The organism is Enterococcus sp. 1001283B150225_161107_E12, assembly GCF_015556925.1.
Taxonomy (GTDB): Bacteria; Bacillota; Bacilli; order Lactobacillales; family Enterococcaceae; genus Enterococcus_B; species Enterococcus_B mundtii.
On the sequence record NZ_JADNNI010000004.1, the window covers coordinates 149,541 to 174,896 of the forward strand.

A 25,356-nucleotide genomic window follows, 5' to 3' on the forward strand; every position below is an offset into this window, starting at 1 on the left:
CGTATGCTGGTTTCTTTTAGTATGGTAATAAGGATTTTTTTGACAATTTTATTGTCTTTGATATTGACCCCCATTTTTAAAATAATTTCAGTACAAACTGGGATGGTCGATAAACCGAATGAACGACGAATAAACAAAGTGCCGATGCCTTCAGCTGGTGGCTTACCTATCTTTGTTTCCTTCGTGATATCTAGTTTGTTTTTGTTCAAAGATATCATCCCTAAATTTTATATTCTACCTATATTATTGGCTGCATCCGTCATCGTGTTGACCGGATTACTTGATGATAAATATGAACTTTCACCTAAGCAAAAAAGTATTGGCATTTTATTAGCGGCTTTGATCGTCTATTTCATCGCTGATATCAGAATCGATTCTTTTACCTTACCATTCTTAGGTTATATCCAATTAGGTTGGCTTAGTTTTCCTGTTACCATTTTTTGGATTTTTGGGATTACTAATGCAGTCAATTTGATTGATGGTTTAGATGGCTTAGCAGCAGGGATATCTTTGATTGGCTTGATGACCATTGGTATTATTGGCTACTTTTTTTTACATGCCTCAACAGTATATATACCTATAGTTATTTTTTGTTTAGTCGCAAGTATCATCGGCTTTTTCCCTTATAATTTTTATCCAGCCAAGATTTATTTAGGAGATACAGGTGCACTTTTCTTAGGCTTTATGATGGCGGTTTTATCTTTACAAGGATTAAAGAATGTTACGTTTGTTTCATCGATTTCTTTGTTGATCATCATGGGGGTACCTGTTACAGATACTTTTTTTGCAATCATTCGTAGAAAAGCGAATCGAGTATCATTTTCTACGGCTGATAAGAAGCATTTGCATCATCGATTGCTCGCTTTAGGCTTTACGCATAAAGGAGCTGTTTTGACGATCTACTCCATTGCTTTGATGTTTTCATTTACTGCAATGATCATGAATTATACGGGAAGCCTTGGAACGATCGCTTTGTTCTTAGTGATGCTATTTGCTGCTATTTTATTATTTGAATTGATCGGATTGATCAATGAAAAATACCAATTTATTCTAAAAACATTACGGTTTTTAGGGAATAAAGAATACCGTACACAAGTGATGCAGAAATACTTTAAGAAATGGAAAAGACCTTAATGGAGAACAATAAAAAAATGCCGATTTTAATTAGCATTGTGACAGCAAATAGTAAAAAAATATTCCAGACATTAGATACGATCATTGCGACGATCGGTGAAGAACCGGCAATTGAATTTCAAATTTTTGATAATAACTCGACACCTGAATACCAAGATCGATTACGCGAATATTTAAAATATCCGTTCATGAATATTTATTTCAATAATGAAAACCGAGGCTTTGGATTTGGTCATAACCATACCTTGCTCCAAAGCGCTGCAAAATATGCGGTGATTTTTAATCCAGATATTTTAGTAGATGAGCAGACGGTGATCGACCTGGTTGCGCTCTTAGAAACGCATCCTGAATGTGCGATGTTGGCACCTAAAATCTTGAATGAAGATGGGACGACTCAATACTTGATTAGACAGCGTTTAACTCTATTCGACTATGCACTACGTTTCATTCCTTTCAAATTTGTCAAAAAAATGTTTGATCGGCGCTTGACTCGCTTTGAATGTCGTGATTTACCGGAGGATCGTGATTCTTATGTTCGCATGATTTCTGGTAGTTTTATGGTAGTAGATGTTGCGAAATTTAAATCAATCAATGGGTTTGATACTCGCTACTTTATGTATTTTGAAGATAATGATCTTTGTTTAAGTTTTGAAAAAGCAAACGAAAAAATCCTTTATACACCACGTTACAGTGTCATCCATCTATATGGAAAAGGAGCACATCGTAATTTCAAGCTTTTTCGAATCTTTTTAAATTCAATGATGAAATTCTTCCATAAGTGGGGGTGGACTTTCTTCTAATGACACCAGAAATAGCAGTAGTGATCGTATTGTATCACCAAAAAATCAGCCAATCGCCTTCTTACGATTATTTAAAAACAGCTACGCAAACTGGGACAGTGGAGTTAGTTATTTTTGATAATAGTCCTGTTGCGCATGCTGATGTGCTTTATTCAGAAAAAAATGTCCATTATCATCATGATCCAGCAAATCCAGGCCTAGCGGTTGCTTACAATTATGCAGTTGACCACATTTCTGATACGGTACAGACACTTATAACATTAGATCAGGATACTCAGTTAGGTACTGATTATTTAGAAACCGTAGCCGAACTCACTTGGACAACAGAACGAGTAGCTGCGGTTCCCTTAGTATTTTCTGGTACAAAACAAATCTCTCCGGTGTGGGCAGACCACTATATCAATCGCCACTTCGAAGTGATCGAAGAGCCAGTGGTAACACGCCAACGTATGATGGCAATCAATTCTGGTGCGGCATTCTCGCTCGCATTTTTAAGAGAGATCAATGGCTATAATACCGTGTTCCCACTCGATTTTTTAGATCATTGGCTTTTTTGGCAAATCAAACAATTAAACAAAGAAATTGTAGTTTTACCCACTATAATGACTCATGATCTCTCAGTATTAGATTATAAAAAAGTCAACGTAACACGCTATCAGTCGATATTGGCTGCTGAGTCGATTTTTTACCAAGAATACGACCGTCAGCATTTAATGCAACATCGGAAGCAGTTAGTACTAAGAATGGCAAAGCAATTTTTGACTGTCAAGAATCGTCAAATCTGGCGAATGACTTTACGTTCGTTTGTTGATAATTGGAAGGTGTGAAATGATGCGATCGGTTTGTATAGCAACCTTTAATGGTGGCGCGTATTTAAAAGAACAATTGGATAGTATCTTAAAGCAACTTTCTCCAGAAGATGAAGTGATTATTTCGGATGATGGTTCAGTCGATGATACTTGGTCGATCTTAACAGAATATGCACATAATGATCCACGTATCAAACTTTTTGAAGGTCCTAAACAAGGTTTGATCAAAAATTTTGGCTTTGCGATTGAACAAGCTCAGGGAGACCTGATATTTTTAGCAGATCAAGATGATGTATGGTTAGATGGGAAAGTAGAGAAAATCACACAATACTTTAGCCTTCATCCAAAACAACTAGTAGTTATTTCAGATTTAGTAATCGTAGATAGCCAGTTGAATGAGATCCATTCCTCATACTTTACCTTTAGGAGATCCAAAGAAGGCTGGTTGACGAATTTGATTCGTAGTAACTATATCGGTGCAGGGATGGCTTTTCGCTCTTCATTAAAAGAGACGATCTTACCGATACCTGACAATGTACCGATGCATGACATGTGGATTGGTTTGCTGGCGGGAAATCATGCGGGCTTTATTCGAGAACCCTTGACTCTTTATCGGCGACACGATTTTAATGCAAGTGAAATTGAAACGAAGAGTAGTTGGCGCCAGAAAATCGCTTGGCGGATCCATTTGATCCAAGCACTTATACAGCGGAAATGGAAAAAACATCCCTAAAAGATATTGTTAAATTCTCAAGAAATCCATGACAAATAGCAGGATTGATGAGATAATAACGAAAGTGAAAATTTAAAGAAAAAGGAGCGCTTATATTCATGAAAGGAATCATCCTTGCGGGAGGAAGCGGAACACGCTTGTATCCACTAACAAAGGCAACCTCGAAACAGTTGATGCCAGTCTACGATAAACCAATGATCTATTATCCAATGTCTATTTTGATGTTGGCAGGTATCAAGGAGATATTGATTATTTCAACACCTCAAGATACCCCACGCTTTAAAGAATTATTTGGAAATGGGCATGATCTAGGTATTCACCTTGAATATGCGGTTCAAGAGAGTCCCGATGGCTTAGCTCAAGCTTTTATCATTGGGGAAGAATTTATTGGCGATGATAGTGTTTGCCTTGTTTTAGGAGATAATATCTACTATGGTGGCGGACTATCAAAAATGTTACAACGTGCTGCCTCTAGAGAAAGTGGAGCGACCGTTTTTGGGTATCATGTTAATGATCCGGAACGTTTTGGTGTGGTCGAATTTGATGAAAATATGCAAGCTCTCTCTATTGAAGAGAAACCAACAGAACCAAAATCAAATTATGCTGTCACAGGACTTTATTTCTACGACAACGATGTGATTTCAATTGCAAAAGAAATCAAACCATCTGAGCGTGGTGAATTAGAAATCACTGACGTCAATAAAGCGTATTTAGAAAGAGGAAAACTTTCTGTAGAGATTATGGGACGTGGTTTTGCTTGGTTAGACACAGGCACGCATGAATCTTTACTTGAAGCTTCTACCTTTATTGAAACGATTGAAAAGCGTCAAAACTTAAAAGTTGCTTGTTTAGAAGAGGTGGCTTATCGAATGGGCTATATCGACAAACAACAATTAGCTGTTTTGGCAGAACCACTGAAAAAAAATCAATATGGTCAATACTTATTAAGATTGGCTGCTGAATAAGGAGTTTTTAGTGATGAAAGTGACGGATACTAAATTAACAGATGTTAAAATTATCGAAATGGATGTTTTTGGGGACCATCGTGGTTTCTTTACAGAAAGCTATTCAAAAGCAAAATTTGCGGAACATGGATTAGATTTTGATTTTGTCCAAGACAATCACTCTTTATCTGCTGAAGCGGGAGTGATTCGTGGCTTGCATTTTCAAAAAGGGGCATCCGCTCAAACAAAATTGATCCGTGTCACTTCAGGAGCAGTCTTAGATGTGATCGTCGATATTCGTAAAGGTAGTCCGACCTATGGACAGTGGGAAAGTTATATCTTATCTGAACACAATCATCGTCAATTACTTGTACCTAAGGGATACGCACATGGTTTTGTGACGTTGACACCAAATGTGAATTTCCTTTATAAATGCGATAATTATTATGATGCCGCAGCAGACGGTGGGATCGCATTTGACGATCCAGAGTTAGCGATTGATTGGCCGATCGATCTTTCAAAAGCAATCATGTCTGAAAAAGATCATAATCATCCTACACTGAAAGAATTTGAAGCAGAAAACCCATTTGTTTATGGTGAAATCTAACATTTGATGAGGAGAAATATTAAATGAAAAATATCATTGTTACTGGTGGAGCAGGCTTCATTGGATCAAATTTTGTACATTATGTTGTACAAAACCACCCAGAAGTACATGTGACAGTCTTAGATAAATTAACTTATGCAGGAAACAAAGAAAATCTAGCAGGATTGCCAGCTGATCGTGTGGAGCTGGTTGTCGGAGATATCGCAGATGCAGAATTAGTCGATCGATTAGTGGAAAAAGCAGATGCAGTGGTTCATTATGCTGCTGAATCACATAATGATAATTCACTTAAAGATCCGTTTCCATTTGTACACACGAACATCATTGGTACGTATACATTGCTAGAAGCTTGCCGTAAGTACGATGTTCGTTATCATCATGTTTCTACGGATGAAGTCTATGGTGACCTACCATTACGTGAAGATTTACCAGGTCATGGCGAGGGTGAAGGTGAGAAGTTCACTTCGGAAACACCTTACAACCCGTCCAGCCCCTATTCATCAACAAAAGCTGGTTCTGATTTATTAGTGAAAGCTTGGGTTCGTTCATTTGGACTAAAGGCGACAATCTCAAATTGTTCCAACAACTACGGACCTTATCAACACATTGAAAAATTCATTCCACGTCAAATCACTAATATTTTAAGTGGTATCCAACCTAAGTTATATGGAGAAGGAAAAAATGTTCGTGATTGGATCCATACGAATGACCACTCTTCTGCCGTATGGTTGATCCTAACCAAAGGAAATATTGGGGAAACCTATTTGATTGGCGCTGATGGCGAGGAAGATAACAAAACCGTGTTGGAAATGATCTTAGAAATGATGGGTCAGCCTAAAGATGCCTATGAACATGTCAAAGATCGTGCTGGCCATGATTTGCGTTATGCGATCGACTCAACCAAGCTTCGTCAAGAACTGGGTTGGCAACCAGAGTTCACTAATTTCCGGGATGGTTTAGCAGAAACCATCAAGTGGTACGAAGAGAACCAAGAATGGTGGCAAAAAGAGAAAGAAGCAGTTGAAGCAGCTTACGCTAAAAATGGACAATAAGAGGTGAGCAACCAAGCTTCCTCGGACAAGCTGCGTAGATAAGAGTCAAAGACTTCCTCTTATCGGATGTTTTTCTTGCTTGAATAGATAGCTTGAGAGACTCAACCTCTTTTAAATAGTCATTGAAGGGGCACTGCGTTTAACTGACGCTGCCCCTTTTTTCATGAAAAAGTTTTTAAGAGCGCTTGATGGATGCTCATCCTCTCGAAAAGCGAGAACCGATATGGTAGAATAAGCTTGGTTCTTAGAACGTGGTTAGAACATAACTGTTCTGCCGTTGTTTTGGGGTAAGGGGAGAGAAAGATACCGTTATTTTTGTCCGCTACTCTGAACAAACAGTTGAATGAATCGTCTTCAAAAGATAAAGCGTTCATTAAAGACAACAAGATAGCTAATGATATTTTTACAAAAATAATTTAAAAATAAATAAATCAAGGAGCGATTGCGTTATGTTTTTATTAACAGGTGGAAATGGTCAACTTGGTACCGAGTTACGTCATTTATTAGATGAGAAAGGGTTAGATTATGTTTCGACTGACGCCCAAGAACTGGATATCACGGATGCAGAAAAAACAATGACTTATATCACAGACTTAAAGCCTGAAGTCATCTTCCATTGTGCAGCCTATACTGCTGTCGATAAAGCAGAAGACGAAGGAAAAGAATTAGATGAAAAAATCAATGTAGACGGAACGAGAAATGTTGCATTGGCAGCGAAAGCAGTGAATGCGAAATTGATTTATATCAGTACCGATTATGTCTTTGATGGTAAAAAAGAAGATGAAGAATATCTAGAAGATGATGCAACGAATCCATTGAACGAATATGGTCGTACAAAACTACTAGGCGAACAAGCAGTGCAGGAAATTTTAGAAGATTATTATATTATTCGTACGTCATGGGTATTTGGCGTATATGGTCATAACTTTGTTTATACGATGCAACGTTTGGCACAAACCCATGATCGATTAACAGTGGTCAATGACCAATTTGGACGTCCGACATGGACACGCACACTAGCTGAATTTATGGTCTATGTAATCGAAGAAAAAGTACCATATGGTGTCTATCATCTATCAAATGAGAATAGTTGTTCATGGTATGAATTCGCAAAAGAAATCTTAAAAGATACAGCAGTAGAAGTAGCACCTGTTACTTCAGCTGAATATCCACAAAAAGCAACACGTCCACAATATTCAGTGATGAGCCTGAAAAAAACGGAAGATCTTGGTTTTGTTATTCCAACGTGGCAAGAAGCACTTGAACAAATGTTACAAGCTTCTGAAAAATTAAACAAATAAGGTTTTTCCTTAGAAAAAAGAAACAACGAAGAAATTGGAGAATTTTATGGAAAAACAAACAAGAAGTGCAAGGCGAGATAAATCACGACAAACGGAAATAGAACAGACGCATCCATTTTTAGATATCCTATTGAAATTGCGTTATGTGATTGGTTTACTGGTGATCGTTATGGTTGTGACATTCAACTTGAATGGTAGTTCGATCGGCAGTTGGGATAACTATGTGTCACAAAGAGATGATGGGAAAAAGACGGATGTGATTTTTGGTCAAAATCGAGAAGTTCGTTCAGATGAATGGCTGGTCCAAACGCCTTTTTATTTCTCTCAAGCAGAATCGGGCTATCCGGTCATCAACGAAGATTATTCATTGAATGGTCAAAATATGATCATTGCCTACAATTCGCCAGTGAAAGATATCACTGTTATCGGTAAACCATTTAACTGGGGATTCTTCTTTTTAGGAAGGGATCGAGGATTGTCCTTTTATTGGGCAATGAAACTGGTAGTCATGGTCCTGTTAGGATTTGAACTACTGATGATCTTAACGAAACGAAACAAGCCACTTTCGTTGATCGGTTCATTTGCACTGACCTTCTCACCAGCTGTTCAATGGTGGTTCATGCAACACGTTGGCGATTTGATTTTCTTTACGATTGGTTTAATGGTCGCCTTTTATCATTATTTTTATCAACATGAAAAAAAGTGGCTGCGCGCATTGATGATGTTACTAGTGGTCATATTCGGTCTCGGCTTTATCTTAGTCATCTATCCGGCCCATCAAGTGATGCTCGCCTATCTATTAGTTTTTTATTTTGTCGGTTTACTGGTCTATTACCGCAAAAAAATACAATGGGATTGGTTTGACGCTGTATTGATTACTGCTGCGTTGTTGTTTATTGGTATTGTCATGTGGCATTTTTGGTCAATTTCTAAAGATGCGTTACTCGCCTCTTTGAATACGTTGTATCCTGGGAATAGAGTAAGTACAGGTGGTAAATGGAAATTTAGTGAATTTTTCTATTTCTTAACGAACTGGAAAATCCCATTCGAGGATATCAGTTTCTCAAATAATTCAGAAGTAGCACTATTTTACCATTTCTTCCCAACTGTCTTTTTAGCAAGTCCATTTGTCTTGTTTGGGAAAAAAGACGACGATCAAAAAATTATTGGTCGGATCTTAATGTTCTTTTGTCTATTCGCGATCTTTTGGATCACCATTGGCTTACCTAGAACGATGGCTCAATTGACCTTGTTATCATTTGTCCCGCCATTTCGTGCGATCTTGACTTTCAGCTTTGCGGCATTTCTATTATCGATTTGGTTTATCGCGTACATTTGGAAACACGATGTCATCCCTACGTGGTATAAATTTGTCTTATTGATTGCTAATGCAGGTATCTATTACTATGCGTTACAAGGTTCCAAGATGGAAGGGTATTTCTCTGACCTTGAGCTGATCAGTGTGATTGTTTTGGGAACACTTCTTTTAGCATTTGCATTGTTTCGACAACGCGTATTTTTCTACCTTTCATTTAGTGCATTGATCATTGCTTCTGGCTTCTTTGTGAATCCAGTTGTCCAAGGAACAGGTGCGATTTTTGAAAAAACGTTAGCTAAGGAAATCCAAAAAATCGACCAACAAGATCCAGGTCAAGTATGGTTAACCGAAGATGAGCTCTATAACTTCACACCGGCTTTAGGAGTGAAGGCGTTCAATACGGTCCGCTTTTATCCAGACAAAGCTGCATGGCAATTGATTGATCCAGAAGGGGAATATGAGCGTTTTTACAATCGTTATGCTCATACTAGAGCCTTTATTGCTAAAGAAGATACAGCCTTCAAGCTAGATCGTCCAGACATGTTCTCAGTGACTTTGAATTTTGATGATGCTGAAAAGTTAGGCATCAAATATGTCGTAACCAAGCGTCCTTTAGATGACTATAACCAGCGTAATGAAGCGCAGTTCACTAAATTATATGGACCAGACGACGATGGGCACATGATCTATGAAGTAGCCTATCCAAACTATGCTATTTGGCAAACCCAATCAACAGGTCAATAAAAATTTGTAGTTTGAAGAAGATGTGTGCTAAAAATGGAGATATTGGATCAGCTAGAGACCTTATTGGTTACGCTGATCCAATCATCCATTCTTAAAAAGTATTATTTAGAAGAGGAGGTGGAAACCATTCAAACATTTGTCGAAAAATTCATAAATAAAATGAGTACTGGGATCTTGTTGTTGATGCTGATCGCTCTTTTTTCTGTCTGGACGATCGGTATAGGGACACCAGCTACTTTATTTTTATATGAACATAGCGCACAGTTCGTCACTTTTGGTGTCTTTGTCTTAACAGGACTTAATATCTATAAAGCAAGAGGATTTGACTTTTTTTATCTAGGAGCAGCAGTTGTCATCTTCTGTTTCTATACGTATTTCAGTGGAATACGAGATGGTTCTTTGGCAGGTAACCTGTTGATCCCAATCCTGATTCTGATTGGATTGAGTGTAAAGTGGATCGAATTTGACAAAGTAGATCGAGGGATTTATTTGCTTGTCTTCTCATTTTTCCTTGCTGTTACGGTATATCGAGTATTTACAGAGATTCAAGTACCTGAAGGACAAAGCATATGGAACCAAGATAATAAATTATCCGATATTTGGATCAATACAAATACGATCGGTAGCTCGTTGATGATGCTTGGACTACTGATCAGTGGTTTCGCCAGTTCGTTTGAACGTTGGTATATTCGGATTCTTGGGGTACCAGCGATCGTCGCTGCATTTTTAGGAATCTGGGTATGTCAATCACGCTCGGCATTGATTGCGATCATCATTTTTGCTTTATTAGATATCTGGCCTAAAAGATTCTTTAAATTTATTCGTGCACCTTTTATCGGCTATTTAGCTATTTTTAGTCTGGCGCTACCGATATCCTATTTAGCTGCCACTTCTGAAGAGATCAATCTTTTCACTGGAAGAGAAGGCATATGGCTGAAATTTTATCAAACGATTTCCGAGAGTACGGAGCAACTACTGGTTGGAATGAAGCCTTTTCTTTATTTTCGTGGAGATGAGGTTTTAGGTAATCACAATAGTTATAATTCTATTTTGAATTTATATGGATTGATAGGAATCGCAATTGTAGGGATTTTATTACTTGTTTTTATTGGAAGACTAACACTGAAAGCAGATTATTCGAATGGACAGCTTACGTTCTTATGGGCATTCATGGCAGTAATGATCCAATCGTTTATGGAAGATACATTGACTTCTTTCCCTTGGGTACCTATCGGCTACTTGTTGTTAGCGATGGCAAGTCATCGTTACGATCAGCCACAGGGTAAGCAAATAAAAATACAAGAGGAAAATCAACTGTCAACTTCAAGACTTGCACGCTATCACTGAATTTGAAAATAAGGGGTGTGAGACAACAGTAACAATCAATTTCGTCTTTCACCTTAGAATCGAATAAATGGTGAGAACAGGAGCAAGCACTTCGGAAACAAGGCTGAACACTTCTGTCTCAACCTCAATCAATAAAATAAAAACGTGGGTAAGCCTTTTTTAGGCAAGCCCACGTTTTTTGCTTCATTGCAATTAAGTATCATCTTTTGTAAAATAGTAACGTTGATAAAAAGTTTACTTAATAGAAAATTAAGAAACAACGAATATCGCAGTCCTTGGCTCAATATGTGGTAAAATGGCTGTTGACTGTAATTAATTGAAACTGCTTGGAGGAACACAAATGTTGAAAGATTTGTTTTTATTTATGAAGGATATCTATCAAAATCGAAAGCTATTACTTCAATTCTCGTTAAACGATTTTAAATCACGTTTTGCGGGTTCATTTTTAGGGATTTTATGGGCGTTCATCAATCCCGTGTTTACGGTTCTCATTTACTGGTTAGTCTTTGGCTTCGGCTTGAAAGCGGCGATGACTGATGGGAAGTATCCGTTTATCGTCTATCTGATCACAGGGATGGTCCCATGGTTCTTTTTCTCAGATGCGTTTACCTCTACAACACTTGTTTTCCGAGAATACACCTATTTAGTGAAAAAAGTGGTATTCAATATCCGTATCTTACCAACAACTAAAATCCTTTCAAACCTGTACTCACATATGTTCTTTATTTTGATTGGTTTAGTCGTAACAATGGGACATGGTATTTTTCCAACGGTCATGTCTTTACAATTGATTTATTATCTATTTTGTATGGTCGCCTTTTTGACCGGATTGACGTGGTTGACCGCCTCGATTCAACCTTTTATACCAGATATCATGCAATTTATCACGATTTTACTACAGCTGATTATGTGGACATTGCCGATTCTTTGGAGTCCAAGTCAATTTAATCCAGCAATCATAAAGATTTTAAAACTAAACCCATTGTATTATGTTGTTCAAGGTTACCGTGAATCCTTCTTAAGTCAAGCTTGGTTCTGGGAACATGGTACTTATACAATCTATTTTTGGGTAGTTACATTAATCATGTTCGTAATCGGTTCCTTGGTGTTCCGTAGATTGAAACCACATTTTTCAGATGTGCTGTAAGGAGTATAGTTATGACAGAATACGCAATTAAATTAAACAACATCACTAAATCATACAATATGTATGCGAAACCGACGGATCGTTTTAGAGAAGCTTTGAATCCGTTCAAGAAATCGTACCATGATGTGTTCTATGCATTGAAAAATATTGATGTAGAGATCAAAAAAGGTGAAATGATCGGTTTTGTCGGTGAAAATGGTTCTGGTAAATCAACGATGCTCAAAATCATTACAGGCGTTTTGACTCCAACAAGTGGAACCATGGAGATCGAAGGAAAGATTTCTGCCTTACTTGAATTGGGTTCAGGTTTTAATCCAGAATATTCTGGATATGAAAATATTTATTTAAATGGAATGGTTCTTGGCTTTTCCCGTGAAGAAGTCGATGCGATGGTGGATGACATCATTGATTTCGCAGATATCGGAGACCACGTTTATCAACCTGTAAAAACTTACTCAAGTGGGATGTTCGTGCGCTTAGCTTTTGCGGTAGCGATCAATGTCAATCCAGATATTCTGATTGTTGATGAGGCACTCGCAGTAGGTGACTTGGAGTTCCAATTGAAATGTATGGAAAAATTTACGGAAATCAAAAATTCTGGGAAGACGATTTTATTTGTTTCCCATGACATCAGCTCGATCCGTCGTTTCTGCGACCGCTCTTACTGGCTAAAAAATGGTGAAGTTGTAGAATTTGGAGATACGATGGATGTGACAACCAATTACGAAAACTTCTTAAAGAAAAAATCAGTAAAAACAGTGGATCGTAACAAAAATCAAGTGGAGCGTTTTGCTGCCCCAGATATCGTCGATGTGTTAAGTGCTGAATTACTAGATGAAAACAAGCAACCGATCGATATGTTAGAACAAGGGGAAGATCTTTATGTAAAGGTCACCTATGAAGTGAAAGATGATACTATCAAAAAACCTGTGTTAGGGATTGCCCTACGAACGGTCGATAATTTCTATGTCTGTGGCTTGAATACTTTACTGGACGATATCACAATTCCTTGGGAAAAAGGAAAAAATGTCTTTTATCTCAAGTATAAGAAGTTAGGCTTACTTGCTGGCGAATACTATTTCGATGTGGCGGTTTTTGAAGAAAATGCCACCGTCCCACTAGTGTATAAAACGAAGTATATGAACTTATTTGTGACGGGTTCTTATATTGGTGAAGGGATCGTGGTCTTGGATCACCAGTGGAAAGAAGGAGATCAAAACAATGAAGTATGATTTCGAGATGGATTTAGATGAACAAAGTAGCGTAGGTAAGATTGTTGGACAAATCAAACCAGGAAGTAAAGTCTTGGAATTTGGTCCTGGCAATGGACGCATGACGAAACATTTGATCGGTGCAAAAAACTGTGAAGTAAGCATCGTTGAACTGGACAAAGAACTATTTGATTACGTCAATGAAATTGCACAAGATGGTTTTTATGGCGACATTGAAAGTTTTGAATGGGCAAAATATTATGCTGGTCAAACATTTGATTATATTTTATTTGCAGATGTCTTGGAACATTTAGTGGATCCTTTGAAGACATTAAAAAAAGTCAGAGAATTTCTAAATGAAGAAGGCGAGATTTTGATTACTTTCCCTAATCTCGTGCATAACTCTGTATTGATTCACCTCTTTAATAACGAATTGCCGTGGGCTTCGTTTGGGCTATTAGATGAAACACATAATTCATTTTATACCCACGAAGGCTTCCAAAAAGTATTTGCAAACGCTGATCTGCACATCAACATTGAAGATTATTTATATCTAGCAGTAGGGGATACTGAATTGAAGTCAGCATATACTGACTTACCAGAAGCAGTTCGTTATGATTTCAAAATGCGCCCATTTGGCGAAGTGTATCAGTATTTCTTTTCATTGAAAAAACACCCAAATGTGGAAGCTAAAATCAATTCACCGCAAAATTCAAATTATGTCAAAATGATGGAAATCATCAAAAAGAGTACGCAAGAAGAAATATTACAGATCCCGTTCAATAATTATACGGGAGAAAACCAAGTATTGACTTTTCCACTGACAGAAGAACCGGCAAGTTTTATTTTTCAATTTGAAAAGCAACCAAGCTACCTTGAGTTCAGTGTTGAAGTAGACGGAGTAAAGCTTGATTTTATCGCATCGAATGCGGTCATCAAAACAGCGACAGACTGTTATATTTTTGATGGATCAGAAGCACCAAGACTAGAATTGACCGATATAAGTGGAGAAACGATCAAAATCTCTTGCCATTATCGATTCATTGGTGAATTACCAGCAACGATGGCTGAAGTCCTTAGAGAAATCAAACCTATGGCTGCTGTTCAAAAAGAATTATCTGCTGAAAACGAGAGATTAACAAAAGAAAACCAGCACTTACAAATAGAGAATAAAGAGCAGACGAAAGTCTTGAAGACTACGACTGATCGATATTTTGACTTGTTGCAACCTAACAATTGGGCAATAAAGCCAAAAGGACGATTGGTGAGACCAAAAGAAACGGCAAAAAAAATCCAAGCCAAAGAACTTTCTCTTTGTGTCGACGAAAAAAATTGGGATCCAGAAACAAAATTACTCAAAATCATTGGATGGGGAATTTCAAATGCGGAACGTAAACCTTTATCTTATAAGTTGTCTGTAGATCAATCACCATTCTTCGAGGTTCAGCAGATTGAGCGAGCCGAAGTGAATGAAGCCGAAAAACTTCCTCCCCACACAAAAGCTGGTTTTGAGATCCAGATAGCGTGTGAACAAGAAAAATCATTTTTGATCGAATTGATTGCAGAAAATGGGCAGTCTTGGCTAGTTGAAATATAAATAACTTATTAGGTAAAGGAGTACCAAACCAGTGCAAAAAAAAGAAATTGCTGTATTTATCGATAAAATCACTCGTGAGCGGGCGACCGGCGATTTATTGATCGTTGGTTGGGCAATCGATGAAGTAACGAAAGAAATACCGACGATCCAAGTTGAAAAAGAAAATATTATAGCAAAAAATACACCAGTCGTTCGTTTAGATATCAATCATCTCTATGATTTGGACGTAAAGACGCAAAGTGGTTTTAATCTTCGATTATCTGGAAAGATGAAGGGGAAAGCAATTTTAGATTTTCAAACGAAAGATCATCAAAATGGAATATCCATCAAATTGAATGGACGTTATCCTTATGATGATGGCATCGAGTCGAGTTTGGAAAAGAAAAAACGATTGTTAAAAAAAGGCTTGAACTATGCTCGGACGCATGGCCTAAAAAAGGCTGTACGTCGTGTGAAAATGGAATTGAAACCAGGTTCGATCGACTATGCGCAATGGATCGCTAAGCATGAACAAATTGACGTTGCAGCACAAAAAACAAAAGCGCAAGCCTTTGCCTATCGTCCATTGATTTCTGTCGTGATGCCAGTTTATAACGTAGAAATCAAATGGCTAGAAAAATGTATCGATTCTGTGATTGCTCAAACATATGACCATTGGGAATTGTGTATCAGTGATGATGCCTCTACCGATCCTAAAATCCATAAATGTTTAGAACGTTATCAGCAAAAAGATCCACGGATCAAAGTTGTCTTTCGTGAAGAAAACGGTCATATTAGTTTAGCCACGAACTCTGCACTTGAGATCGCTGAAGGAGAATTCATGGCACTACTTGATAACGACGACGAACTTCCTGTCAATGCATTGTTTGAAGTAGTCAATGTCTTGAATGATCGGCCAGAACTTGATTTGATTTATAGTGATGAAGATAAGATCGATGCTGATGGCAATCGCTTCGATCCTCATTTTAAAGCAGACTGGTCACCTAATACGTTGATGGGAAATAACTATATTTCTCATTTAGGCGTCTATCGATTAAGTATCGTCAAAGAACTAGGTGGCTTCCGAAAAGGCTATGAAGGTTCACAAGATTATGACCTAGTTCTCCGTTTTACAGAAAAGATCCCAGCAGATCATATTTATCATATCGATCGTGTCCTTTACCATTGGCGTACGATTCCAGGATCAACAGCTAGTAGTGGTGAAGCTAAAAGTTATATTTACGATTCTGGTGTGAAAGCTTTGACGGATGCATTAGCTCGCAGGAATATCAAAGGTAATGTGCGTCCAGGAAGAATCTCAGGGTTTTATGAGATCAATTATGATGTCCTACAAGAGGAGCTAGTCAGCGTCATCATCCCAACCAAAAATGGGTATGACGATTTGAAAATGTGTATTGATTCGATCATCGAAAAAACGACCTATCCTAACTACGAGATCATTGTAGCTGATAACGGTAGTACTGATCCTAAGATGCAAAATCTTTTTGACTCCTACAAGGAACAACTGAAAGAACGCTTCATTGTAGAGTTGATCGATATTCCCTTCAACTATTCTCGCATCAATAACCTTGCGGCTGAAAAAGCTAGTGGAAAGTATTACTTATTCCTGAACAATGATACCGAAGTGATTGCTCCTAATTGGATGACAACAATGGTCTCATATGCTCAGTTTGATTCGATCGGCTGTGTTGGCGCCAAACTTTACTATCCAGATGATACGACTCAACATGCGGGTGTACTCGTTGGAATCGGTGGCGTCGCTGGTCATGCGTTGAATAATTATGACCGCACACATTGTGGCTATTTCGGACGATTAGTGATCGACGTCGATTATTTAGCAGTGACTGCCGCTTGTATGATGGTCAAAGCAGATGATTTCAAAGCGGTGGGTGGCTTCGATGAGACATTACAAGTTGCCTTCAATGATGTAGACTTATGTCTTAAAGTCTATGAATTGGGTCGAAACAATGTATATGCTCACCAAGTTGAGCTTTATCACTTTGAGTCAAAATCTCGCGGGTACGAAGATACGCCGGAAAAGCAGAAACGCTTTGCGGGTGAAATCAAAAAAATGCAAGATAAATGGCCCAAATATATCGCACATGATCCTTTCTATAATGACAATTTGACAAAACAAGGAATTGGCGATTTTTCATTACGACCAGATTAACGAGTAGTTGATATACCTTAGGAGAGACTTGGAGAATATTCAAGTTTTACTTAAGGTATATTTTTGTATGCCCATTTTTATAGCAGAATCAAGCACATAAATCTGTCGTGAAAAACTTTGAATTTAGGTTACAATTTGGTTATTCACTATGTTTTTAAAGTGTGCTATGGTAAGATGATAGAGGTATTATTTTGTGGTTAGGAGTGTATACATGAATAAAAATGGAGAATGGAATGCTGCTCGTCGGATATTCATTATCATGCTGGATGTCTTAGTTTACAATGCAGCGATATATATAAGTTTCTTATTGAAATTTCAAGGAGAAATTCCCACACGGAATTTTGAGACCTTTCAACATTCTGCAGTGTTTATATCTATCATCTTTATCGTCTTGAATATTTTATTAGGGGCATACGTCTTCTATAATCGGATGATCAGTGACATTATATTTGTGACTGTAATAGGGCAAGTATTGATGTCTTTAGGTGTAATGGTGGTAACTTTCGCTGGTCGATGGTTTGCCTTTCCACGGGCAGTTATTCTTTTATCTTTGGTAGTAGGAACAGTTTTACTGAGCTTATACCGTATCTTGGTCTACAAATTATATTTGAAAGTCAGTAGAGACAAGAAAGTAGTGATCGTTGGACTTGAAAAAGATGTTGCTCCAGCAATCCAAAATTTCCAATCTAAAAAAAATAATAAACATAAAGTTGAAGCGGTCATTATCGATAACTATTATGAAAACATCAAGAAGATGATCGATACGATCGATATCGTCTACTTGTCATCACATATTGAAGAAAATGAAAAAATCAAGATCTATCAATTAGTTACTAAGAAGGAAAAAAAATTATTCTTGAATACGACTTTTGAGAATTTAACAATGATCAATCCAAACATTATGAACTTTGAAGATGAAAGTATCATTGAAGCTTCTGGTTTCAAGATACAACCAGAAGATGAATTGTTCAAACGCTTATTCGATATTATCATCTCCTTTATCTTACTGATCCTTGCATCACCTTTCATGTTGCTTACAGCAATACTAGTCAAAGTGACTTCACCAGGACCAGTGATCTATAAACAAGTCCGTATCACTAAAAATCAAAAAGAATTTTCAATCTATAAATTCCGGTCAATGACAGCGACAGCGGAAGCAAAATCAGGGCCTGTCTTAGCGAAAAGTAATGATGCTCGAGTAACACCGGTCGGTAAATTTATCCGTGCTGTACGTTTTGATGAATTGCCACAGATTTTTAATGTGTTAAAAGGCGATATGTCGATTGTCGGACCACGCCCAGAAAGACCTTTTTTTGTGGATCAATTCAATGCAGAAAATCCTTATTACTATTTGAGACATAATGTCCGTGCAGGCATCACCGGCTATGCCCAAGTTTATGGGAAATATGTTTCTGACTATAACAGCAAGTTACGCTTTGATTTGTTGTATATCAAAAAATATTCGTTAATGATGGATCTAAAGATTTTATTGCAAACGATCAAGATCCTTTTTGATAAAATGTCTTCCCAAGGGTTAGAAGAGGATGAAAATGCCAGCTCATTAAAAGAAATAGATTTTCCCCAAGAAAAAATTTATAGTTGAGTTGGAGGAGCTGAAAAATGAAAAAACCGATTTTCAGTATTATCGTTCCTGTCTATAATGCCGAAGATACGATCGAGCGTTCGATTAATAGATTGCAATCGTTAGAATTTAATGATTATGAAGTAATATTAGTGAATGATGGCTCTACGGATAAAACAGAACAGTTAATCCATCAATTAGTCGACAAAAATCCTAAGTTTCAATGGGTGACAACTAAAAACCAAGGACCAGGATTTGCACGTAATGAGGGGCTCAATCGTGCGAGGGGTGAATACATCCTCTTTTTTGATGCAGATGACACTCCGAATCGAGCAGTATTAAAAGAATATGAACAACTTTTGAAAAAACAACCGAATGCTGATTTGATTGTGAGTTCCTTCATATTTCGAACTATTGATGATGAAAAAGTAATCTCTGAAAAGATAAATCAGGTCACCGAACATCGATATACGAAACGAGAAGAATTTTTGCAAGATATGTACACATTGATGAATCAGCAACTGATGTATGTTGTTTGGAATAAATGCTACCGTAAATATTTGTTAGAAAAATATAGTGTTCGATTCAAAAATTATAGTAGTTGTGAAGATCGAATTTTTAATTTAGATTATTTTGAATACTGTGATGAGGTCCTAATGAATCCTAGTATTGTTTATACCTATGAATTTCAAGGTGGCAAAGGAATAACAAATAAATATAATAAAAATAAGTTTCAAACATTTGAAGACTTTTATTTACGAGCAAATGAAGTGACAAATAATAATAATAAAGCAGGAATGGCTTCCCTTTTATTAAAAGGAACAACGTCAGTTCTTTTATCGATTGCTGAAACGTATCAGTTAACTAATATTGAAAAGAGACATGCAATAAAAGAAATTTTAAATAGTGATGTAATAAGAGAAGCGCGCTCGATTGCGTGTACTGATTCGATCATTAAAAAATTGACAAAGTTTTATTTCAACCTACCAAGTACAATCGCTTATCATACTATTATTTTTGCAAATAAGATCCAGCGAATTAGCCCGCGATTAATCGCTTTATTAAAAAGAAAATATTAAGTTCTTACAGTTAGTTAAGATCACGAAAAGGAGAAAAACATTTTATGAATATTGCTTTATTAACTGCTTCAGGTACTGGAACTAGAACAGGACAAGATATTCCAAAGCAATTCATCCATGTGAATAATATTCCAATCCTAGTTTATACACTGAAAGCTTTTGAAGAACATCCAGAGATTGATGAAATTTGTGTGGTTATTTTAAAAGGTTGGGAAGAAATGCTGACTGCTTATGCTAAGCAATTCAATATCACAAAACTAAAGTATATTGTTGAAGGTGGTAATTCTGGACAAGAATCAATATATAATGGATTGAAAGAAATCTACAAAAAAAGAGCAAAAGATGATGTTGTATTGATCCATGATGGTAATCGACCTATGGTCAGTGAAAAAATCATCAGTGAGAGTATTGCAGTTTATAAAGAAAATGGAAATGCTGTAGCTGTTATTCCTTGTACAGAAGTTGTTTTCACATTAGAAGAAAAAGGAGAGACAAGTTCAGTAAATTCATTGAATCGAGATCTTTTAGTTCGTACACAAACACCGCACACGTATCAATTGGGTGAAATTATCGAAACCTACCAATTAGCAGAAGAAAAAGGAATTAATGATATGGCAGCTTCATGTCAGTTGATGCAAGTTTTAGGAAAAAAATCTTACTTTTCACCTGGATCAGAGAAAAATTTAAAAATCACTACTCTAGAAGATTTAGAAATTTTTAAAGCATTATTGAATTCAACAAATGATGACTGGATCAAGTAAGGAAGGTAAGAAAATGAATCTATTAGAAAACGAAACTTATCTTTCAAATCTAAAAATGTGTGTTCAAGAAACTACTGATATATTTCAAAAATTCAAAGATAAATCTGTCATGATCACAGGAGCAAGCGGATTGATTTGTTCTGCGGTGGTCGATTTATTGATTATCGCTAATCAAGAACTTGATTTGCAGATGACAGTATATACTCTTGGAAGAAATATCGAAAGATTAAAAACACGTTTTTCTACTTATTCGGCAAGTAAATGCATTGTACCAGTATTGTATGATGCGACGAAAGAGTTCACTTTTACTAATAAGGTAGATTATATTATTCATGGCGCGAGTCATGCGAGTCCTGAACTTTATTCAGAAAAACCTGTAGAGACAATGCAAGGCAATATTTTTGGGCTAAATTCATTATTGGAATTTTCAAAGAAAGAACAAGTTGATAGACTGTTATATGTATCATCAAGTGAAGTCTACGGAGAATTTAGTACAGATAGACCTTTACTTGAATCTGATTATGGTTATATTGACCTATTGAATCCACGCTCTTCTTATTCTATGGGGAAACGTGCAGCTGAAACATTATGTGTTAGTTATTTAAAAGAATACTCAGTCAAGAGTGTAATTGTTCGTCCAGGACATATTTATGGTCCTTCAGCAAAACAAGAAGATAAACGTGTTTCCTCAGCATTTGTTTTAGATGCTTTGAAAGGTAAAAAAATTATTATGAAAAGCACAGGTAGCCAAATAAGATCCTATACTTATAGTCTGGATTGTGCTACTGCCATGCTATATGCACTTGTTAAAGGAAATCCTGGAGAAGCCTACAATATATCCAATCCATGTTCAATTATCAGTATTGCAGAGATGGCTAAAACGATTGCGGAAATTGGGAATGTTGATTTGGAGTTTGATTTGCCTACTGCAGGTGAAGCAAAACAATTCAATCCTATGAATAACTCCAGCTTGAATAGCGAAAAGCTGAGTGCTCTAGGATGGAAAGCATTTTTTGATGCAAAAGATGGATTTAAGAATACTTTGGATATCTTATCAGAAAGTATCTCATAAAAATTCGATACTTTTAACCGTTATAGAGTATTAAATATAGAAAAATAGGTGATCAAGTGAACAAAGTGAAAAGAGTGTTACATTTTCAGGGGAGAATGGGCAAAGGTGGAGCCGAATCCTTCATGATGAATCTATATAGAAGAATCGACCGTCGTAAAGTACAGTTCGATTTTTTGATTTATGATGATTTTGCACATGTGACAGATTATCATGAAGAGATAAAAAAAATGGGTGGAAGAATATTTGTAGTGACTAATCCCAAAAAAAACATCATAAAGTATTGGTTTGAGGTTAGAAAACTTTTAGCAGAACAGCATTTCGATATCGTTCATAATGAAGTGTATTTTGGCGGAGGAATCAACCTGTTATTAGCTAGAAAACGAGGAATAACACAACGAATAGCACATAGTCATGCCACTAGTGACGGAAAATCGTCTAATTTTTTAATGAATTTACTAAGGAAATATTTACATCATTTACTTATTAAAGAAGCAACTGATTTTTTAGCTGTTAGTAAAGAAGCTGGAGATAGCTTATTTCAAGGTCATCCTTATGAGATTATTCATAATGGTATTGATTTATCATTGTATAAGACGGATGAAGATGTACGTGCTGAGAAAAGAGCAGAGCTGGGACTTTCCCCAAATGATTTTGTTATCGGGAATATTGGACGTCTCGAAAAGCAAAAAAATCAAACCTATCTCATTGATATCGTTAGCGAACTATTACAAAAGAAACCAGATGCAAAATTGTTGATTGTTGGAGCGGGTTCGTTGCAAAAAAGTTTAGAGAAACAAATAACTGAATTGAACCTATCAAAAAATGTGTACTTGCTAGGTGAAAGAAATGACATTCCAGAGTTGTTTCAAGCTATGGATGTATTTTGTATGACATCTTTGTACGAAGGTCTTCCAATGGTCGGCTTAGAGGCTCAGGCAAGTAGGAAAAAACTCGTATTATCTAGTACGATTTCTCCAGACACGAAATTGACTCCAAACGTTACTTTTATTGGTCTTGATGAAGCTAAGGCAACTTGGTGTGAAGCAATTTTAAGTCAGCCTTGGAATAATGAAATAACACAAGAATTAATGGAATATGATGTTAGCCATACATTACAACAAATGTTAAAGGTATACAAGGTTTATTAGAGGGAGTAAAAAATGTCTGATTATTTAAGTACAAAAGAAATCCATGAAGGTTTGCTAGATTTATTAAAATTTTTTGATCAGTTTTGTCAAGAACACGATATGACATATTTTTTAGCTGGAGGAACCTTACTAGGGGCCATTAGACATAAAGGTTTTATTCCATGGGATGATGATGCAGACATCATTATGCCAAGAAAAGATTACAATAAACTTATCAGCTTAGCACATAAATTGCCAGATTTTCTAGAAATAAAAGCTTTAGAAATCGATAATAAATGGGAATATGCTTTTACAAAAATAAACGATACACGAACGTATATCGATGATGATTATCGAGTTGCCCAGCATGGATTATTTTTAGATATTTTTCCGATTGATTCTGTACCAGAAAAAACTTTTAGCCAAAAATTTTTAGTAAAAAGAATGAAGTTATTAGATGTTTTTAGAGGTGCAGAGAGTAAGAAAAAGTTTAAACCAGAAGAAAAATTTATTTTTATCAAAAAAATGATTGCTAAGTATGCTAGACGTAAGGGTGCGAATCACTTTGCTAGGAAGATGGATCAACTCGCTAAAATTACGAATGAGCGACAGATTGATTCTAGTTTAAAAGGAGTAAGTGTATCAACAATTTATGGAGTGAGAGAATTTTTGCCATCTAGTACTTTTTCTGAAGCTATCTATGTAGAGTTTGAAGACGCGAAGTTATCGATCCCAAAAAATTACAAAGTTTATTTAGAGAGTCTATATGGAGATTACATGCAATTGCCACCTTTAGAAAAGCAAAAAGGAGATCACTATAAAATAAAAAGACATAAGAAAGAAAAGTAGGTAATATAAATATGAGAGATAAATCTTTTACAGTTTCAGTGATTATGCCGACTTATAATGGTGAAAAAAATATCATTGAACAATTAGAATCAATCAAAAATCAAGAACGTATGCCTGATGAAGTATTATTATGTGATGATGGTTCAACCGATCGCACGGTTGAGATCGTAACTAATTTTATAGAAGAAAACCAATTATCTGGATGGCAGTTGTTGATCAATGAGGTAAACATCGGTTGGAGAGAAAATTTCATCCGCTTGATTCACCAAGCAAAGGGGGATGTGATTTTTTTTAGTGACCAAGATGATATTTGGTACCCGCACAAAATTAAACATATGTCTGAAAAGATTATGTCGGACCCGGAAAATATAAAAGTACTAGTTTCTAATTATGATGAGCTACTTGAAGAAAATGGTGTCTCTTATCCATGTGAAAAGAGAAAGATACCGACAAAACAACCAAATGATTATATTTATTTTTCTAAAAAAAATGTATTTTTAAATCGACCAGGATGGGTTTATGCTTTTCAAAAAGACTTTATTCCGACTTTCGATGAGTTTCTCGAAACATCACTTTATCCAGTTCATGATATGGCGATGTGGTCTACAGGTGTTTTAACAGACAAGTTGTATCTACTAGATGAAAAAACAGGATTATGGCGAAAACATGGAAGTAGTGCCATGCAAATTGAAAATGAAGAAACAGAAAAAACTGCAGAAACTAAGAAAAATATACGTTTAGGAAAACTGGAGTTATTAAAAATTCTAACAGAATCAAATTTGAATTTTGTTCAACGAGTTGATGTGCCAAATAAAGAGTATAAAATAAAAACATTGAAAGCTTTATTAAAGGAATTAGAAACAAGATTAAAGATTATCGAAGAAGATAAACCAATGGCTGTGTTGACATCTTGGAACTCTTATACAGTTTTGCATTCTTTTCTAGCTGATATCTTATACTTTACAAAAAGCAGAGTGAATAAAAAATACCGGTAATTAATGGAGGAAAATACATGTCCAATAATAGTCTGTCGCCTAAAGATATATATTCTTTTTTTAGAGATCATTTAAAAGTATATGTTGTTTCATTTATAGTAAGTTTACTTCTTGTAGGTGGGTTATTCTTCTATTCAAATTATTCTCAAAGTAAGATTGAAAATAATAATCAAATAAATCGTCCATTATTCTCATTTATTTTAGAAAATAGTCAAGGTAACATCATGACTGCTTCAGGGGCTGTAAAACAAGTATTTTTAACTAGTTTACAGGAAAAAAATCAATTTTCAGATGAGACACTTGAAAAATTAAGTGTAGGATACAATGATATCCAAAATACGATTGATGTTCAGTTTACAGATGATGTCCCAGAGCAAGAACAAAAACAAATATCTGAATTATTGCAAAAGGAAATGACTAATAACGAGTTACCATTTTTTGATAATAAAACGTTCTATTATATCAACAAAGATATCCAATTTAATAAAACATTGCCAGCACAAGTGAGTGAAGGAATTAGTACAAAAAAAATCATTTTATTAGTATTAGTAATGATAGTTATTACATTGGGTCTAGGAACTCTTTTAGTAAGTTGGAAAGAGTACAGAACCAAAGTTATCACGCAAAAATTCACACTGGGAAATGATGTTCAAGCGATTGATATCAATTCCTTAGACTTATCAACAGTAGAAGAAAAACTAAATATTATCAATTCACTATTGAATGGCACATCTGAAAATAAATTTTTGGTTTTAGAAGAAAATAATACCATTGATAAAAATAAAATTTCCAAGCATGATGATACAAATATTTATTCAAATTTGAATCATATTATTGAGCCTGTGTCGTTTAAACCAGATGAAATTTTAATTGTTTGTTTTAAGAAAAATACGACAAAAAAATGGTATAGAGAACAATTAGAGATTGCAAAAGCTTTAACTAATATCATTAAAATAATCTATATATAAGGAGAACAG

At 36.0% G+C, this 25,356-nt stretch carries 22 protein-coding genes; all 22 read left to right on the plus strand.

Features of this window, described 5'->3' with window-relative positions; translation table 11 throughout:
* The first annotated feature begins 3 nt into the window (after positions 1-3).
* Entirely contained in the window at positions 4-1,134 is a 1,131-nt protein-coding gene (locus I2F89_RS05085; protein ID WP_071865949.1) for an MraY family glycosyltransferase, read from the plus strand.
* Positions 1,134-1,934 (plus strand): glycosyltransferase, encoded by an 801-nt coding sequence (locus tag I2F89_RS05090; RefSeq protein ID WP_161642162.1) that lies wholly within the window; start codon positions 1,134-1,136, stop codon positions 1,932-1,934. Before I2F89_RS05085 ends, I2F89_RS05090 begins: the two co-directional genes overlap by 1 nt.
* The gene (locus I2F89_RS05095) at positions 1,934-2,761 is read left to right on the plus strand and encodes a glycosyltransferase (protein ID WP_195513666.1); all 828 of its coding nucleotides are present in this window, start codon (positions 1,934-1,936) and stop codon (positions 2,759-2,761) included. The genes I2F89_RS05090 and I2F89_RS05095 overlap by 1 nt, the downstream gene beginning before the upstream one ends.
* Positions 2,762-2,765: 4 nt before the next feature.
* On the plus strand, positions 2,766-3,476 hold the full coding sequence (locus I2F89_RS05100; protein ID WP_071866072.1) for a glycosyltransferase family 2 protein: 711 nt from the start codon (positions 2,766-2,768) through the stop codon (positions 3,474-3,476).
* A gap of 98 nt (positions 3,477-3,574) precedes the next feature.
* Positions 3,575-4,441: a glucose-1-phosphate thymidylyltransferase RfbA gene (gene rfbA / locus I2F89_RS05105; protein ID WP_010735945.1), complete on the plus strand. Its 867-nt coding sequence runs from the start codon at positions 3,575-3,577 to the stop codon at positions 4,439-4,441.
* Positions 4,442-4,454: 13 nt separating this feature from the next.
* The gene (gene rfbC / locus I2F89_RS05110; RefSeq protein WP_010735944.1) at positions 4,455-5,027 is read left to right on the plus strand and encodes a dTDP-4-dehydrorhamnose 3,5-epimerase; all 573 of its coding nucleotides are present in this window, start codon (positions 4,455-4,457) and stop codon (positions 5,025-5,027) included.
* A gap of 23 nt (positions 5,028-5,050) precedes the next feature.
* Complete coding sequence (gene rfbB / locus I2F89_RS05115) at positions 5,051-6,079, plus strand: dTDP-glucose 4,6-dehydratase (protein ID WP_195513668.1); 1,029 nt, start codon at positions 5,051-5,053, stop codon at positions 6,077-6,079.
* A 449-nt stretch (positions 6,080-6,528) separates the two neighbouring features.
* A complete protein-coding gene (rfbD, locus tag I2F89_RS05120; protein WP_074799783.1) occupies positions 6,529-7,380 on the plus strand; it encodes a dTDP-4-dehydrorhamnose reductase in 852 nt (283 codons plus the stop codon).
* A gap of 46 nt (positions 7,381-7,426) precedes the next feature.
* Positions 7,427-9,442: a DUF7657 domain-containing protein gene (locus I2F89_RS05125; protein ID WP_074799782.1), complete on the plus strand. Its 2,016-nt coding sequence runs from the start codon at positions 7,427-7,429 to the stop codon at positions 9,440-9,442.
* A gap of 117 nt (positions 9,443-9,559) precedes the next feature.
* Positions 9,560-10,789, plus strand: a complete 1,230-nt coding sequence (locus I2F89_RS05130) for an EpaQ family protein (RefSeq protein WP_177187670.1) — start codon at positions 9,560-9,562, stop codon at positions 10,787-10,789.
* 340 nt (positions 10,790-11,129) lie between these two features.
* Positions 11,130-11,936: an ABC transporter permease gene (locus tag I2F89_RS05135; protein ID WP_019722596.1), complete on the plus strand. Its 807-nt coding sequence runs from the start codon at positions 11,130-11,132 to the stop codon at positions 11,934-11,936.
* 11 nt (positions 11,937-11,947) lie between these two features.
* Complete coding sequence (locus tag I2F89_RS05140) at positions 11,948-13,168, plus strand: ABC transporter ATP-binding protein (RefSeq protein ID WP_010735938.1); 1,221 nt, start codon at positions 11,948-11,950, stop codon at positions 13,166-13,168.
* Positions 13,158-14,744: a class I SAM-dependent methyltransferase gene (locus I2F89_RS05145; protein WP_115357438.1), complete on the plus strand. Its 1,587-nt coding sequence runs from the start codon at positions 13,158-13,160 to the stop codon at positions 14,742-14,744. Before I2F89_RS05140 ends, I2F89_RS05145 begins: the two co-directional genes overlap by 11 nt.
* Positions 14,745-14,775: 31 nt before the next feature.
* Positions 14,776-16,914 (plus strand): glycosyltransferase family 2 protein, encoded by a 2,139-nt coding sequence (locus I2F89_RS05150; protein WP_115357439.1) that lies wholly within the window; start codon positions 14,776-14,778, stop codon positions 16,912-16,914.
* A 211-nt stretch (positions 16,915-17,125) separates the two neighbouring features.
* Positions 17,126-18,517 carry a sugar transferase gene (locus tag I2F89_RS05155; protein WP_195513669.1) on the plus strand — a complete coding sequence of 464 codons (1,392 nt, stop codon included), beginning with the start codon at positions 17,126-17,128 and terminating at the stop codon, positions 18,515-18,517.
* A 17-nt stretch (positions 18,518-18,534) separates the two neighbouring features.
* Positions 18,535-19,575 (plus strand): glycosyltransferase family 2 protein, encoded by a 1,041-nt coding sequence (locus I2F89_RS05160; RefSeq protein WP_195513671.1) that lies wholly within the window; start codon positions 18,535-18,537, stop codon positions 19,573-19,575.
* Positions 19,576-19,619: 44 nt separating this feature from the next.
* Complete coding sequence (locus I2F89_RS05165; protein WP_010735933.1) at positions 19,620-20,336, plus strand: IspD/TarI family cytidylyltransferase; 717 nt, start codon at positions 19,620-19,622, stop codon at positions 20,334-20,336.
* A 13-nt stretch (positions 20,337-20,349) separates the two neighbouring features.
* Positions 20,350-21,408 carry an NAD-dependent epimerase/dehydratase family protein gene (locus I2F89_RS05170; protein ID WP_115357442.1) on the plus strand — a complete coding sequence of 353 codons (1,059 nt, stop codon included), beginning with the start codon at positions 20,350-20,352 and terminating at the stop codon, positions 21,406-21,408.
* Positions 21,409-21,473: 65 nt separating this feature from the next.
* Positions 21,474-22,556 (plus strand): glycosyltransferase family 1 protein, encoded by a 1,083-nt coding sequence (locus I2F89_RS05175; protein WP_185953846.1) that lies wholly within the window; start codon positions 21,474-21,476, stop codon positions 22,554-22,556.
* Between the two features lie 12 nt (positions 22,557-22,568).
* A complete protein-coding gene (locus I2F89_RS05180; RefSeq protein WP_115357443.1) occupies positions 22,569-23,384 on the plus strand; it encodes a LicD family protein in 816 nt (271 codons plus the stop codon).
* An 11-nt stretch (positions 23,385-23,395) separates the two neighbouring features.
* Positions 23,396-24,379, plus strand: coding sequence for a glycosyltransferase (locus I2F89_RS05185; RefSeq protein WP_010735929.1), 984 nt, complete (start codon positions 23,396-23,398; stop codon positions 24,377-24,379).
* A gap of 17 nt (positions 24,380-24,396) precedes the next feature.
* On the plus strand, positions 24,397-25,347 hold the full coding sequence (locus I2F89_RS05190; protein WP_104775520.1) for a hypothetical protein: 951 nt from the start codon (positions 24,397-24,399) through the stop codon (positions 25,345-25,347).
* Positions 25,348-25,356: the final 9 nt, after the last annotated feature.